The organism is Nakamurella antarctica, assembly GCF_003860405.1.
In the GTDB taxonomy this organism is placed as follows: Bacteria; Actinomycetota; Actinomycetes; order Mycobacteriales; family Nakamurellaceae; genus Nakamurella; species Nakamurella antarctica.
This window is the reverse complement of the sequence record NZ_CP034170.1, coordinates 85,415-99,609: the sequence shown is the minus strand read 5'-3', so window position 1 is coordinate 99,609 and position 14,195 is coordinate 85,415. Positions and strand designations below refer to the sequence as shown.

Annotated in this window: 14 protein-coding genes; 3 read left to right on the top strand and 11 right to left on the bottom strand. The window is 61.1% G+C overall.

The window, feature by feature from the left end:
- Nucleotides 1-61 precede the first annotated feature (61 nt).
- A complete protein-coding gene (locus EH165_RS00465) occupies nt 62-1,258 on the bottom strand; it encodes a sugar ABC transporter substrate-binding protein (RefSeq protein WP_164479033.1) in 1,197 nt (398 codons plus the stop codon).
- Between EH165_RS00465 and EH165_RS15225 the strand changes: the two genes are divergently transcribed.
- Nucleotides 1,257-1,454, top strand: a complete 198-nt coding sequence (locus EH165_RS15225; protein ID WP_164479032.1) for a hypothetical protein — start codon at nt 1,257-1,259, stop codon at nt 1,452-1,454. The genes EH165_RS00465 and EH165_RS15225 overlap by 2 nt on opposite strands.
- 546 nt (nt 1,455-2,000) lie before the next feature.
- On the opposite strand, the gene EH165_RS00460 is transcribed toward EH165_RS15225, so the two are convergent.
- The 5 genes from EH165_RS00460 to EH165_RS00440 all read right to left on the bottom strand — a co-directional run bounded on the left by EH165_RS00460 (nt 2,001) and on the right by EH165_RS00440 (nt 6,371).
- Nucleotides 2,001-2,357, bottom strand: a complete 357-nt coding sequence (locus EH165_RS00460; RefSeq protein ID WP_124800202.1) for a YciI family protein — start codon at nt 2,355-2,357, stop codon at nt 2,001-2,003.
- A gap of 8 nt (nt 2,358-2,365) precedes the next feature.
- Nucleotides 2,366-3,169 (bottom strand): ABC transporter permease, encoded by an 804-nt coding sequence (locus EH165_RS00455; RefSeq protein WP_124797552.1) that lies wholly within the window; start codon nt 3,167-3,169, stop codon nt 2,366-2,368.
- Nucleotides 3,166-4,254: an ATP-binding cassette domain-containing protein gene (locus EH165_RS00450; protein WP_124797551.1), complete on the bottom strand. Its 1,089-nt coding sequence runs from the start codon at nt 4,252-4,254 to the stop codon at nt 3,166-3,168. Before EH165_RS00450 ends, EH165_RS00455 begins: the two co-directional genes overlap by 4 nt.
- A 97-nt stretch (nt 4,255-4,351) precedes the next feature.
- Nucleotides 4,352-4,951 (bottom strand): gluconokinase, encoded by a 600-nt coding sequence (locus tag EH165_RS00445; RefSeq protein WP_124797550.1) that lies wholly within the window; start codon nt 4,949-4,951, stop codon nt 4,352-4,354.
- A 1-nt stretch (nt 4,952) separates the two neighbouring features.
- Nucleotides 4,953-6,371 (bottom strand): GntP family permease, encoded by a 1,419-nt coding sequence (locus tag EH165_RS00440; protein ID WP_124800201.1) that lies wholly within the window; start codon nt 6,369-6,371, stop codon nt 4,953-4,955.
- 318 nt (nt 6,372-6,689) lie between these two features.
- Between EH165_RS00440 and EH165_RS00435 the strand changes: the two genes are divergently transcribed.
- Nucleotides 6,690-7,523 carry an aldo/keto reductase gene (locus EH165_RS00435; protein WP_124797549.1) on the top strand — a complete coding sequence of 278 codons (834 nt, stop codon included), beginning with the start codon at nt 6,690-6,692 and terminating at the stop codon, nt 7,521-7,523.
- Nucleotides 7,524-7,694: 171 nt separating this feature from the next.
- Here EH165_RS00435 and EH165_RS00430 read toward each other — a convergent pair whose 3' ends face one another.
- The 4 genes from EH165_RS00430 to EH165_RS16360 form a co-directional block, all read right to left on the bottom strand.
- Nucleotides 7,695-8,999 carry a type III PLP-dependent enzyme domain-containing protein gene (locus EH165_RS00430; RefSeq protein ID WP_124797548.1) on the bottom strand — a complete coding sequence of 435 codons (1,305 nt, stop codon included), beginning with the start codon at nt 8,997-8,999 and terminating at the stop codon, nt 7,695-7,697.
- A complete protein-coding gene (locus tag EH165_RS00425; protein ID WP_124797547.1) occupies nt 8,992-10,479 on the bottom strand; it encodes an Rv3212 family protein in 1,488 nt (495 codons plus the stop codon). The genes EH165_RS00430 and EH165_RS00425 overlap by 8 nt, the downstream gene beginning before the upstream one ends.
- A 107-nt stretch (nt 10,480-10,586) precedes the next feature.
- Nucleotides 10,587-11,099: an Nramp family divalent metal transporter gene (locus EH165_RS16365; protein WP_277870510.1), complete on the bottom strand. Its 513-nt coding sequence runs from the start codon at nt 11,097-11,099 to the stop codon at nt 10,587-10,589.
- Nucleotides 11,072-11,896 carry an Nramp family divalent metal transporter gene (locus EH165_RS16360; RefSeq protein WP_206426021.1) on the bottom strand — a complete coding sequence of 275 codons (825 nt, stop codon included), beginning with the start codon at nt 11,894-11,896 and terminating at the stop codon, nt 11,072-11,074. The genes EH165_RS16365 and EH165_RS16360 overlap by 28 nt, the downstream gene beginning before the upstream one ends.
- A 237-nt stretch (nt 11,897-12,133) precedes the next feature.
- On the opposite strand from EH165_RS16360, the gene EH165_RS00415 reads away from it, so the two are divergent.
- Complete coding sequence (locus EH165_RS00415; protein WP_124797546.1) at nt 12,134-12,535, top strand: Fur family transcriptional regulator; 402 nt, start codon at nt 12,134-12,136, stop codon at nt 12,533-12,535.
- 71 nt (nt 12,536-12,606) lie between these two features.
- On the opposite strand, the gene EH165_RS00410 is transcribed toward EH165_RS00415, so the two are convergent.
- Nucleotides 12,607-14,130, bottom strand: a complete 1,524-nt coding sequence (locus EH165_RS00410; protein ID WP_124797545.1) for an MFS transporter — start codon at nt 14,128-14,130, stop codon at nt 12,607-12,609.
- Nucleotides 14,131-14,195: the final 65 nt, after the last annotated feature.

The window sequence follows — 14,195 nt, the reverse complement described above, 5'->3', positions numbered from 1 at the left end:
CAGAGTCACTGCGTCGGGCCGGTAGGGCGACCTTGCCCTACCGGCCCAACAAAAGCGCTATTTATCCGATAGCTGCTTGGATGGCTGATGCCGCTGCGGCTATTGTCGTCGCCGGGTCGGCGCCACCGATCACAGCAGACTGCGCCTTTCCGAACGGATCCCACACCGACGCCATTTCGGGAATGGCCGGGAGGATGTCGCCGTCCTTGCCGGCATTTGCCACGTCAGCCAACACCGGATCAGCGGCGACCTCTTGGTCGTACACCGAGATCAGGGCGGGCTGGCGAGGGCTGAGCTTGTACAGCGCGGACGAAACCTCGTCGCTCGCAAAGTAGTTCAGTGCGAACTCCTGAGCTACCGTCTTGTGCTTGCCCTTGCTTGCCACGTAGAGGGCATCAACGGTCACGAAAGGCTTGGCCGCAGCGCCGCCTTCGAAAGCTGGAACTGGGCTGATGGCGAACGGAACGCCAGACTTCTTGATGTCGGGCAGGTTCCATGGCCCGGTGATCATGTAGGCGGTCTTCTTTTCGGTGAAGAAGGGAACAAGGTTTCCACCATCGATAGAAGTCTTGAGCGCTCCCTCCTTGCCCAATTCGCCGATCTTTGCCATTGCCGCGGTTGCCTCCGGCTTGGTCAAGCCGAGGTCCTTGGGGTTGTAGTTACCGTCTGCACTCTTACCGAACAGGTAACCGCCGGCTGAGGTGAAGAAGGGGTACATATGGTACGGATCGCCGTTGGCACCAACGGGGAGCGCCATGATCTCAGAAGCCTTGCCGTCGGCAACGAGCTTCTTACCCGACGCCACCATGTCTTCTACCGACTTCGGGGCCTCAGGAGCCATATCGGTGTTGCGGACCAGGAAGATATTGCCGAGATCGTATGGTACGCCGTAGATCTGACCGTTGAATGTGACGCCCTTGATAGCAAGTGGGTTGAATTTCGCCTGGGTCGCCGCATCCAGCTGGACTGGGTCAATCGCACCGTTTTGAACTAGCTGCCCGATCCAGTCATGAGCGCCGTTGATGAGGTCCGGCGCCTGTCCTGCTTGAGAGGCGTTCAAGAACGCCGTCCGACCTTCGGCAACGATCTGCACGCTAACCTTGATGCCGTTATCAGCCGCGAACTTGTCGGCTGCCGCCTGGATCGCCGCAGATTCCAATTGCGCGGTCCAGATAACCAAGTCGGCTGCGCCGTCGATGACGGGAGGGGCCGACGGGTCGGCTGCGGCGGGTGCCTCTGCCGAAGCAGAATCCGACATGGGCGCATCGGAGCTGGCGGCCTCGCTCATGGAGGAGGACGCAGCGGGCGTGGCCGCACTCGCTGCCGGCGTTGCGGTGGTTGCCGCTTTATCGCTGCTGCCGCATGCGGCCAACACCATGGCGAGGACCGACACCCCCGCCGCTGCTTTCATCATGCGTAATTTCATCTGTAAATACTCCTTAACGCTGCCGTAGGGATGGAGCCAATGAGGGTATGCCCGAAGTGCGATTTCCGAAACCCGGGGTAAACAATGCCTACCCAGCAAACAGTGTTGAGTCGCGAAACGGTCACCGACTCGGTTAACCACTGCGTGTGACCGAAGCATAGCTTCGGCCGGAGGCCTTGAAGTGGGTTGGAAGAATCGTCACCCCACTGTTACGTGATTGTGACTGGTTTTCGTTCGTGATTACTAAACCCGTCAGGGCCAGCAGGTAACAACATGAAAACAGGTGTTGACCTGCTCCTTTAACTGATGTATGTCCGCACGTTCGCCTATGTTTTCGGCACCCGACCTCTTACTTTTCGGCACCTGATCTGTTACTGGGCCCTTGGTTGGAGTGCTCCGATCCGAGGCTCGATTTACTTCACATTATTGGATAAGTTCATTTAGCGATTCGCCGACTTTTCTCGTGGCCTCATCTTCGATGCACCGCCATCCTGGCCATGCGTACACGCTGGCCGCTTGAGCGACCCCGCGGTTAATTCTGGCGCGGACCTGATTGCACAAGCCCTACTTGTCCCTATTCACCGGTTAACGGCCACATTTCTCGAAGTTCAATTACGCCGACATGAGCCATTGCGTGACCCGACGCAATCTCGATTGCCTGTTCGGCCGACTCGCATTCGAGCACATCGAATCCGGTAAGCAACCCACCCGCCTCGGTGAGCGGTCCTCGCTTCACCACTAGCTCGCCACTACGAATGCGCACAGTCATCGCCTCTGCGGCAGGGCGGAGCCGATCTCCCATGACGTGGGTTCCGGCCTCGTGTGCGGCATGCCACCACTGGCCAACATCCGGCGCGCCGGCACGGTCGGCTTGGGTCGGCGGTGTGGTCGAGTCGGCGGTGTCTTGGCAGACGAGCATCAGGTATCTCACCACGGCTGTTACCGCAGGCCGCTTCGCAGGTATCCGCGGACGGATAGCGGCACGAAGATGACCAGGATCAAGACCACCCACATCATGCTGTAGGTAACCGGGTGTTGCAGCGACCAGGCCGTACTGGACTGCAGCATCGGCGCGGTGTTCCCGAATTGTTGGCGAGCCACCTGCACGATGGCCGAAACCGGGTTCCAGTCAGCGATCACTCGGAGAACTGCCGGGAAGTTGTTGGTGGGCACAAACGTGTTGGCGATAAAGGTCGCCGGAAAGATGACGATGAAGGTCGCGTTGTTGAAGACCTCCGGCGTGCGAACGAGCAAACCGATGATGGCCATCACCCACGAGATTGCGTAGGAGAAGAGCAACAGCATCGCAAACCCGAGCAGCGCATCCAGAAATGACGAGCGGATCCGCCAGCCAACCAACAGCCCGGTCAACGACATCACGACCACGGAGATTACGTTGAGCCCGATATCGGCGACAGTACGACCGACCAACACCGCCGATCGAGCCATCGGCAGCGACCGGAACCGGTCGATCAATCCCTTCTGAAGGTCTTCGGCGAGGCTGGCGCCGGTGACGGTGGCGCCGAAAATGACAGTCTGCGCAAAGATTCCCGGCAGTAGGAACTCGGCGTAGCTGATGCCATTGATCGGAATCGCGCTACCAAACACGTACACGAACAGCAGCACGAACATGATCGGCGATAACGTGGCAAAAACGATCAGATCTGGAACTCTGCGAACCTTGATGAGGTTGCGCTTGGTGATCGTGAGGCTGTCAGAAATGCCCTGCGAAAGTGTGCTCATTTGCCGGTTCCCCCTCGGTGTGCTGCGCCTTTCGTTGCTGTGCCTTTCGTTGCTGCGCCTTCGGTTGCTGCGCCTTCCGTTGCTGCGCCTTCCGTTGCTGCGCCTTCCGTTGCTGCGCCTTCCGTTGCCGCTGGCGCTTCCGCGTCTTCAGCGGAATGTCCCGTCAAGGTGAGGAACACATCGTCAAGGTCCGGCCGGCGCAGGCCGACGTCGACCAATTCGACACCCGACCCCTCCAACAGGCTCAGCGCCTGAGCCAATACCTCGGACCCACCATTGATGGGGATCACCGCGCGGCGATTCGACTCGTCCAGCCGCGCCGGCTCAGCGGCGATTCCGGCGAGCCGCTCGGCGAGGATCGCAAGTTGGCCATCACGGGCGACGGTGAACTCCAGACGCTGACCACCCACCTGCGCTTTCAACTCGTCAGACGTGCCACGGGCGATGACCAAGCCATGGTTGATTACCACCATGGAGTTCGCAAGACGGTCGGCCTCCTCGAGGTACTGCGTGGTCAGGAGGATCGTTGTCCCTTCCTGCACGAGGCCTTCGATGAACTCCCACATCCCGAGCCGACTGCGCGGATCGAGGCCGGTAGTGGGTTCGTCAAGGAAGAGAACCCTCGGCCGGGCGATGAGGGAGGCGGCAATATCGAGCCTGCGGCGCATACCGCCGGAATATGTCTTCGCCGGCCGACCTCCCGCTTCCACCAAATCGAACCTTTCGAGCAGCTCCGCCGCCCGCGTCCGGGATTCCTTCTTTCCCAGGTGGTAAAGACGTCCCACCATTTCCAAGTTCTCGAAGCCCGTGAGGTACTCATCCACGGCCGCGTATTGCCCCGTCAAGCCGATGATCGAGCGAACCTGCCGAGCCTGGGTAGCAACGTCATAACCGGCAACCGTTGCAGTGCCCTCGTCCGACGGGAGCAGCGTCGCCAGGATCCGGACCGCAGTAGTCTTGCCCGCACCGTTGGGGCCGAGCAGCCCCAGCACCGTGCCCTCGGGAACCGAGAAGTCAATACCCGCCAAGGCTGTGTTGCCCTTGAACCGTTTCACCAAGCCCGAAACTTCGATCAGTTCAGTCATGAAAGGAATATAGAAGGCTGCGCCGACAATTGACTATCAATTGCCGTAGACCTGCACCCGTGCAATTGCCGTCGACCTGCACCCGTGGCATCTTCCATCAAGGACTATCCGCTGGGGGACAGGCGGCTGGCCCGGGAACAGCGCCCCGGAACTGCGCCCCGGCCGCGGGGGAGGACGGCTCCGGCCGCAGCCCGAGCCTGCTGATGATTTCCGCAGCTTCCTCGGCCGGCCGCCGCCCAATATCGACTACCAGCGTGTTCTCGTCTTCACCCGGCGCTTCCAGCGTGGCAATTTGCGAGTCGAGCAGTGCCGGTGGCATGAAGTGATCCATCCGGGTCGTCAACCGCTTGCTGATCGTGTCCTTGCCGCCAGCGAGGTGAACGAAGACGACGTTCCTGCCGCGCAATACATCTCGATACGATCGCTTCAGGGCCGAGCAAGTAATAATGCCCGGAACCCCCGCCTGCGTGTGCTCGCTAATCCAGCCCGCAACCTTATCGAGCCACGGCCAACGATCTTCGTCAGTCAGCGGCTGTCCGGCATGCATCTTTTCGACATTCGCTTCTGGATGGAGGTCATCGCCCTCCTCCAGTTCCCAGCCAAGCTGTCCGGCGAGAATACCTGCCACCGTGGACTTTCCAGACCCAGACACCCCCATGATGACCAATACTGGTTGTGGCGAAACAGAATTCGTCATATCAGATCACCAGGTTCAGGAGTAGGACGCCCACAAGGCCCACTACGGAGACAATGCATTCCATGACAGTCCAGGTCTTGAGGGTCTGGCCGACGGACGTCCCCATGTACTGCTTGACCAACCAGAACCCCGCGTCATTGACGTGTGAGAGAAACAGGGATCCCGAGCCTATTGCCAGCACCATCAGTGCGACCGTCGCGGTCGGCAAGGTGGCAGCTACGGGGGCGAGGATCCCAGCCGCCGTTACCGTTGCCACGGTAGCTGAACCGGTGGCCACGCGGATGAGAACCGCGACCATCCATGCCAGAAATAGCACTGAAAGACCGCTGCCTTGAACAGCTCTCGCGATCACATCCCCGATACCGGTATCGATCAGCACCTGCTTGAACCCGCCACCGGCGCCCACTATCAACAGAATGCCTGCGATGGGTGGCAGGGATTTATCTAGCGTCTTCGAAATGGCATCGCGGTTCATCTTCCCGCCGCTTCCGAGCACAAAGATGCCGAACACCACAGCAATGCCCAGCGCCACCGGGGGGTTGCCGAGAAAATCCAAAATCGACTTCGACGGCGAGGCTGCGACTCCCTGTTTCGCTGGCTCAATGACGTCCACGATGGACTTGGCGAGCATCAGCACGACAGGCAACAGGATGCTAGCCAACGCTGCGATAAAGGTCGGTCGCGGACGGTTGGGGTCCTCCTTCTCTTTACCCTCGGCCTCTTCCCCATCGGCGCCGAAAAGTGCGGGCACAGGAACATCGGCCCACTGTGCGGCAAACCGCGAGAAGAGAGGTCCCGCAACGATAATGGTCGGAATTGCTACCACGACCCCGAGCGCCAGCGTGAGGCCTAGGTCGGCACCTAGAGCAGTCACCGCCGTCAACGGACCCGGATGGGGTGGTACCAAACCATGCATGGCAGAGAGTCCGGCCAAGGTCGGAATTGCGATCCGCATCAGCGGCAAACCCGAGCGGCGGGCCGTCAGGATGATGACCGGCATCAGAAGGACGAGGCCGATTTCAAAGAACATCGGAAGCCCGACCACTGCGCCGACCAGGGACATCATCCACGGCAGCGCCGCCGGGCTCGCTCGCGAGACAAGGGTATCGACGATGCGGTCGGCGCCGCCGGAATCGGCCAGCAACTTGCCGAACATGGCGCCAAAGCCGATCAGAATTCCGACGCTGCCCATCGTGGATCCGAAGCCACTCGCGAAGCTGGTGACCGACTTTCCCGCGCCCAGGCTCGCGCCCATACCCACGCCGATCGCGCCAATCGTGAGCGCCAGGAATGGGTTGAGTTTGAGCCAGGTGATTAAGACGATGATGACGGCAAATCCGACAAGTGCGGAGATGATCAGCTGCGCATCGCTGCCACTGGGAACCACCTCCGGCGCCGCCATCATGGTGGATAGATACATGCCGACTCCGATGTCAGTAGTGAATACCTCGTGCTGCAGGTGCATTCCCCGATAAAGTGGCCCAGCCCCGACCATTGCGATCGGGGCTGGGCGTCTCACTGAGCGCCGACGTCGGCTGTTTTTTCAACCGCCGACGGCTCGCCGGCCGACTCCCCGGGCCTGCAGGCCAGCTGTTCCGGTGTTACCCGTCCCTCCCCAGACCCAAACTGGCAATCTGGATACGGGTCCCTTCACCGGCATCCGGTTTGCTCGAGTGCGTTGAGAACGAGGAGCATCGGGTACCAAGTAAAAGACACGACGACACGAGAGGCACTCCGAATGACGGAAATCCCGAACATCAACCTCAACAACGGTGTCCATATCCCGCAACTGGGATTCGGCACCTTCCAGATCAAGCCCGCGGATACGGTCGAGGCCGTGCAGCGCGCGTTTGACGCGGGCTACCGACATATCGACACCGCGCAGATGTACGGGAACGAGAAGGAGGTTGGGCAAGCCATTGCGCAGTCCGCTCTGGATCCCACAGACGTGTTCGTCACCACCAAGCTGAACAACAACAAGCACTCACGCGACGATGCACTCGCATCTTTCGATACGTCCTTAAAGGACCTGGGCCTCGAGCGGGTTGACCTGTTCCTGATCCACTGGCCACTGCCCGCGGTGGGCAACTTCGTCGACACCTGGCGAGCCATGGAGGAGATTTATCAGAGTGGGCGGGCCCGGTCCATCGGCGTCTCCAACTTCCAGGCGCACCACATCGGACGACTGCTGGCCGAGACGACCATCCCGCCTGCGGTGAACCAGATCGAACTACACCCGTACCTCGTGCAATCCGAACTCCATGCCTACAACGACGAGCACGGTATCGCCACGCAAGCGTGGTCGCCGATCGCCAAGGGCCTCGTTCTCGACGACCCGACGATCGTGACAGTTGCCCTGGCGCACAACAAGTCTGCCGCTCAGGTTGTGCTGCGCTGGCAGATCCAGTTGGGCAACATCGTGTTCCCGAAGTCTGCGACCCCCGCTCGGATCCAAGAAAACACGGCCATTTTCGATTTTGAACTCGACGATTCTGAGATGTCGATGATCTCTAGCCTGGACCGCGGTCAACGAACGGGCCCGGACCCGGACACGTTTAACTACGTGCCGTAGCCACTAAGCGGCTCACTCACCACGAGCCGAAATTTGCCCCGTTGCCACGCCTATTTCGCCGAGCGGTGCGCTATGCCCTGGAATTTGGACAATTCGCGGGCGTAGCGCACCGCTCGGCGAACAAACCCATGACCAGCACCACCGGTCGCGAAAGCCAGCCGTCCCGGCCACTCAGAAGAAGGTCCGCACTGCGCCGGTGACGCGATAGTCCTCATCCACCATCGCGATCAGCGGCCACTTGTCGAACGTGGTGCAGGGGTGCGAGATGCCGCAGCCGATCAGATCCCCTACCTCTACGTCAGAGTGTGCGCCAAGGGCGAGATAGGCGTGCTGGTCGTTCATTCCGGTCACAGCAACGTCGTTCAGGTTCTGCATCTGACCCTCGCGCCGCCGCAACAGCGGAATGGGCCAGCCCGCATCGAAGGAGGCGTCGCGTTTCCCGAACCCGGCGATTGCCAGGCCAGGCTCAGGTTTTGCCAGTACAGCCGACCACACATGCAACGCTGAATACAGCGGGTCAGGGTCAGCCCCGGCTGCCAGGGGAGAAGTGCGGGCGTACATTCCATCATCGTGGGTGAGGTAGCACCCGCTGCGCAGCACTACGCGAACCGAAAACCCACCGCGTTCTCGGCCAGGGAATGCAGCGACAACCCTGTCGAAGTAAGCGCTTCCACCAAAGGTCAGAAGAATCTCGCTGCCCGCTTCCACCAATGCTCGTTCGAGAGTTTCGTCGACCACATCTTTCACAAAGTTCAAATATCCGTCGACCCCGGCTTGCTGGGCTGCGTAGTCGGCGCCCGGCATCAAACCCTCAAAACCCTCAAAACCTCTCAGCACCAGGCACTTTGCGGCCATTACTGCGGAGGCGACTTCGAGAGCCGTTACCTTGTCGCGGCAGCCAGCGCGACCGCCGTCATAGCCAAGCTCGAGGAGCACCGGTAACCGGCCGGCAAAACCTGCCTCCCACAAGCCTTTACAGGTAGCCGCAACTCCAGCGACCGAATCGACCAATACCAGGATTTCCAGACCCGCATCCCCGTCAAGACTCTGGGCAAGCCACTGCAGGTCGCCGCGCGCCACGACCTGGCTAGCGATGACGATTCGGCGTGCACCGAAAGCATGAAATACCCGGGCCTGCGCCGTGGTCGCGACGGTGACCGCCCACGCACCTGCCGAAAACTGGCGCACCATCAACTGCGGCGACATAGTGGTTTTGCCATGCGGCGCCAGGTCAACACCGTTCTCGCGGCAGTACTGCGCCATCCGCTGCAGGTTGTGCTCCACAGCGGACTCGCTGAGCACTGCCACCGGCAACATCAGGTCGCCATCAAGTGCGCGCCACCCCTGGGCACCCACCTCACCGATCGTGCCCACGGTCGGAAAGCTCTTGAAGCCAACGCTTATCGGCTCCTCCAGCAATTCTGCCAACGCCGCAGCATGATCGAAAGAAAGGGCAGAGGCGTTGATGTCACTCACTTTTCAGTGCCACAACCATATCGCCCCGATGTTCCACCAGCACCGATCCACTCACGCCAAGCTGCACCGGGCCCACGTAGCCACCTCGGTCTACTGCGAGCGTGCGCTCGATCTGGCCATTGAACTTTCCGGCCACGACAATGCCATCAGCCGTCGGCACCAGGAGATCCGGACCCACCGCCACCGGTAGACCCACCACGTTGGGCATAGTCCATACGCTGTCAAGCTTGTCGCCGCTCACAGCCAAGAGCGTGCTGCCGATCAAGGCGTATCGCGCACCGTCCGACACCGCAACGTTGGTGCCCGGCCCAGCCGCAGCGGCAGCTGCGATATCTGCCGCTGATAGCAGCACCATCGTCCGGCTTAATTCCTTGCCCGCGGTGTTGTACACCACCACCGCAGGCGCGGGCGTACTGACCAAAACTGCCACTTCGTCATTGGTAACGGACAACAGTTTCGCATTCTTTGCACCCAGCGCGATGGTGGCGCGAGCGGTAAACCTGTCGTACTCCCACTTTTGCTTCTTACCCTCGTCGGTCGACCCCGGGTCCGCGTAGTTCAGCACCACATTCGCGGTTTCCGGCGTCGCCTCACAGTGTTCAATAGTCGCGAACTGATTGCCACCAATGGAGCCGTCGGTGAAGGTGCATCCGAGATGACGGGTGTTGGGGCTGCGCGGGGTCGGCAAGTTGCCGTAGTTGGCCGTACGAACCAGGTCGTAGCGCCAGAGGTCCACCAGATCCGGGGAAAAAAGACCAGCGTAGGAACCACCAAAAATGAGTTTTGTATCGGCTGGCACGTCGGAGGTGCGCTGGTAGCGACGATCGCCGGTTGCGGCGTTCAGCAAAGTAACTTCGCTGCACTGGCCATTCTTCTCGTACGTCACCAAGATGCCGCGGACTGCGCCGCCCGCCGCCCAGTCAACCGACTTCAGGTCGCCGCTGCCAATCGCGCAGATCGGTAGGTTCGACCTGCTGTAGGTCCAGCGCTTGTCGCCAGTCAACGCGTCGTACCCCGTGACGGTGTGCTTATCTGCTTCCACCACGGTCCCGTATGGCGACACCAGCACCGACGCACCAGCAGACATCTGCCATAGGGGCTTCAGTGTGGTCGGGGCTTGCGCCATCCCGGGAGGCGCAGGGAACTCCGCACCGACTTCGGCGCTGGTGGCTCTGGCATCGCTCTGCTGCCAGATCGCACCGGAGATGACGAGGACCGCGGCGGCTAATAACGCTGCCAGACTGCGATCGCGGGTTCTGCGGCGCTTCACTGACACAGGTTCGGCCACAGCAGGATCAGCCACAGCAGGATCAGCCACAGCAGGTTCGGCCACAGCAGGTTCGGCCACAGCAGGTTCAGCCACAGCAGGGTCAGCCACAGCAGGGTCAGCCACGGCATCTTGCGTCTGCGGGGCCGCTAGCGGCTGTTCGCTCGCGGGGGCGTCGGGCCCCATTGCTGGATTGTCAGAAGCGGTACTCACCTGTTGAGCGTAGGCGACGGTGGCCGAGGAGATCTGTTTTCCGCCGCAGCGCTAGAGGTTGGGGGCGCTCCGACACCTCAAGGCCTATCGCCCAGACCCGCACCTGGTTATCCCCACAACAAGCTGAATAGAAGATATGCGTTCAGCACGACGATAAGTACGGCCACTGCGGAGGCGAGGATAGTCGTCATGCGGCGGTTCACGTACGGGCCCATCAGGCTCGGCTGCGAAGTGAAAACCACTAACGGAATTAGCGCAAATGGAATACCGAAACATAGGACGACCTGGGACCACACCAAAGCCGCCGTCGGGTCCGCGCCGCTAGCAAGGAGAAGCACCGCAGGGATCGCGGTCAGCAAGCGACGCAGCGTTAACGGGATCCGTTTGCGCAGAAAGCCCGCCATGATCACCTGACCGGCATACGTGCCGACCGCCGAAGCAGCCAGACCCGAGGCCAACAGTGCGACGGCAAAAGCGACTGCCGCGCCGCTGCCTAGTACCAGCCCGAGACCGGCATGCACTTCTTCGAGTGATTCCGATTTCGTGTCTGTTTTGAAGAACAGCTGCGCGGCAATCGCCAGCATTGCGGCGTTCACGATGCCGGCGGCGCCCATCGCCATGAGTACGTCGATCCGCTGTGCTGTGAGGAGCTTTTTACGCATTGAGGGGGTAGTTGCTGCCCCGGAGCCACTTTTTCGCCGCTGCCTTCGGCCAGCCGTCCATCATCTGGAAGGTCATAGCGTTGTGGTGTCAGCGCCGAGTGAACATAGATGACGTGCGGCATCACGGTCGCGCCGAGGATGCCTGTCGCAAGGAGCACGCTGTCCGTGTCGGCAAATGACGGAACAAGCCCCGTCACCGCCTTACCGGGGTCAAAGCCTGATTGCACCAACATGTATCCGAAGCCCAGCGCGATGATGAGCAGCAGGCCGGTGATCACCACCTCAAAAGGTCGAAAGCCTCGGGTTTGCGCGGCGAGCAGGACGAAGGCGACGCCTGCGGTGATCACACCACCGACGGGGAGCGGCACCCCGAAGAGGAGATTGAGCGCCACGGCCCCACCAACAATTTCGGCGATATCGGTGGCGATGGCGACACCTTCGGCCTGCAGCCACAGCCCCCAGACCACGCGCCGCCGAAAGCGTTCTCTGCATAATGTTGCCAGGTCGCGGCCAGTTGCCACCCCTAGTTTGGCAGTGAGCATCTGAATCAGCATGGCCATGAGGTTGGCTGCCACGATCACCCACAACAGCAGGTAGCCGTAGTTGGCGCCGCCCGAAAAGTTCGTCGCGAAGTTGCCGGGGTCCACGTAGGCGACCGCAGCGACGAACGCCGGGCCGAGGAGCGGAAGCGTGCGGCGCAGCTTGCTGCGAGGTGGCTGCGGCGCTTCCGTCTCCACTGCCCCCTCTGGTCTCACTCGCCTACCCATCCACTGCGCCAATCTCCACTGCGCCAATCTCGACTTCGCCCATTCCAACAATTAAGTTCGGATCTCCGAAACTTACTCTAGTCGGCTTTGCCACACCAGGTCCGATTGCCCTACCCATCACAAGCCTGAGCTGCGCGCGGATGCAGACCCGGATCTCAACCTCTCCAGCCGCTATCCTCAACGAGAGCGAGAATCACTATCGCTCCCAGATGTGGGGAGATCAGCATGGTTGCAGTGCAGCGCCGCAACACTAGTCAGCGCGCGGCTATTAGCGACCTCCTCAGCGAGACCGGGGAATTTGCCTCCGCACAGGATTTGCACTCGCAGCTGCGCTCGGGTGGCTCCACTGTCGGCCTGGCAACGGTCTATCGGGCGCTGCAGGAAATGGCGGCTGCGGGCGACGTGGATTCCGTGCGCAACGAATCTGGCGAGATCCTCTACCGTCGCTGCGCGCAGCCACTCCACCACCATCATCTGGTCTGCCGCTCCTGCGGAAACACGCAGGAGATAGATGCACCGCACGTAGAAAAGTGGGCGCGGACGGTGGCTCAAGATTTCGGCTTCACTGACGTTGACCATCACATGGAGCTATTCGGCCTCTGCGCAGCGTGTTCAGGCACCACATGACGAAAGGCGCCGCTAACATCCGTGGGATGTCCGCGACGCCTTCAGTCCAACTCCGCTGAGCGATCGTGCGCTTAGTGCATTGCTACCGCGGCGCCAGTGGGTAGGTCGGACTTTTTCGCCGAAATCAGCGTCACGGCAATCACCGCCGCCAACGCGAAAAGACCCGCAGCAACCTTGAAGGCAACGCCGTAACCGTGGAGGGTGGCGGCGACCTGGACCGGATCAATCGCGGCTGAATACGGATCGGCGATCGGGGCCACTCCGCGATCTGTGAGATACCGCAGGAACGTGGTGGAGGAGATGGTGCTCAGCAGGGCAATACCGAGTGAGCCACCCACCTGCTGGGTGGTGTTGACTACCGCGCTGGCCACTCCCGCGTCGTTATTGCTGATGCCCACCAGCGCAATATTGGTGGTAGCCATAAAGATGAATCCCACACCGAAGGCCATCACCACCATCGCTGGCAAAATCGTTCCGACGTAGGTCGTATCGGGGGCGATCGAGGACATCCAGAAAAGCGCGATGGCTCCCAAAGTGCTGCCGGTTGTGACGACGATGCGGGGGCCGACCTTCAAAACGAGTTGGGAGCCGACGCCGGCGCCCAACACAATTCCGGCACTGAACGGCAGGAAGGCAAAGCCAGCCTTGACCGGGGTGTACTGGAGGACGATTTGCAAATAGATCGTCAGGAACAGGAACAGCGAGAACATGCCAGCTCCCACCAGCATGCCAACCAGGTATGCCGCTGCGCGGTTTCGATTCGCGAGTATTCGAATCGGCAGGAGCGGGTTGGTGCTGCGGCTTTCCCACACGACGAAGAGCGCAAGGACGATGACCGCGCCGCCGATCCACGACCAAGTGTCGAGCGAAGCCCAGCCCACCTTCTCGGGTCGGGTGAATCCCCACACCAGTCCGGCGAGACCCAGGGTCGCCAAGACTGCGCCCGGGACGTCGTAATGCCCTGTGCTTTCAGTTTTCGACTCGCGAAGGATGGCGATGGCAGCGAACATCGCACCAATAGCAATAGGAATGTTGACGAGTAGGCACCAGCGCCAATTGGCGTACTCGGTCAGCACGCCGCCGAGCAGGAGGCCGACGGCAGCTCCGCCACCGGCAATGGCGCCAAAGACCGCGAACGCCTTCGCCCGTTCCTTTGCATCCGTGAACGTCACCGTCAGCATGGACAGTGCGGCGGGCGCGAGGGCGGCTGCGAAGACACCCTGCAGCCCGCGGGCAGCGAGAAGCATCCAGGCCTGGCTGGCAGCGCCGCCCAGAGCCGATGCCAACGCAAAGCCGCTAAGGGCGATGATCATTACCTTCTTGCGACCTACATAATCAGCGATCCGACCACCCAGCAGCAGCAGCGAGCCAAAAGGCAGCGCGTAGGCGGTGATGATCCACTGCAGGTCCGCCTGCGCAATACCCAATTCGGCGGCTGCTCGCGGCATCGCGATGTTTGTGATGGTCGCGTCCAGCACCACCATCAATTGCGCCACCCCAATGACGATGAGCGCTATCCATCGCTTGGGGTCGGGTGCGGCGCCACCAGCGACGAACGAACCTTTCGGCTCGACCGTGGAGGTTGATTTCGGCATAGAGAACTAACTCCTCAAAACTCGTGGTGACCATCGGCGCGCAGTTGCGAGCTGCCGATTTCAGG

Excerpts from the sequence above, each read along its gene's own strand:
- EH165_RS15225 (WP_164479032.1), top strand. The coding sequence starts at position 1,257 with ATGGGCGCATCGGAGCTGGCGGCCTCGCTCATGGAGGAGGACGCAGCG.
- EH165_RS00465 (WP_164479033.1), bottom strand. The coding sequence starts at position 1,258 with ATGTCGGATTCTGCTTCGGCAGAGGCACCCGCCGCAGCCGACCCGTCG.
- EH165_RS00455 (WP_124797552.1), bottom strand. The coding sequence starts at position 3,169 with ATGAGCACACTTTCGCAGGGCATTTCTGACAGCCTCACGATCACCAAG.
- EH165_RS00450 (WP_124797551.1), bottom strand. The coding sequence starts at position 4,254 with ATGACTGAACTGATCGAAGTTTCGGGCTTGGTGAAACGGTTCAAGGGC.
- EH165_RS00445 (WP_124797550.1), bottom strand. The coding sequence starts at position 4,951 with ATGACGAATTCTGTTTCGCCACAACCAGTATTGGTCATCATGGGGGTG.
- EH165_RS00440 (WP_124800201.1), bottom strand. The coding sequence starts at position 6,371 with ATGTATCTATCCACCATGATGGCGGCGCCGGAGGTGGTTCCCAGTGGC.
- EH165_RS00435 (WP_124797549.1), top strand. The coding sequence starts at position 6,690 with ATGACGGAAATCCCGAACATCAACCTCAACAACGGTGTCCATATCCCG.
- EH165_RS16365 (WP_277870510.1), bottom strand. The coding sequence starts at position 11,099 with ATGGCGATGGGCGCCGCCGGCATCGTGAACGCCGCAATGCTGGCGATT.
- EH165_RS00415 (WP_124797546.1), top strand. The coding sequence starts at position 12,134 with ATGGTTGCAGTGCAGCGCCGCAACACTAGTCAGCGCGCGGCTATTAGC.
- EH165_RS00410 (WP_124797545.1), bottom strand. The coding sequence starts at position 14,130 with ATGCCGAAATCAACCTCCACGGTCGAGCCGAAAGGTTCGTTCGTCGCT.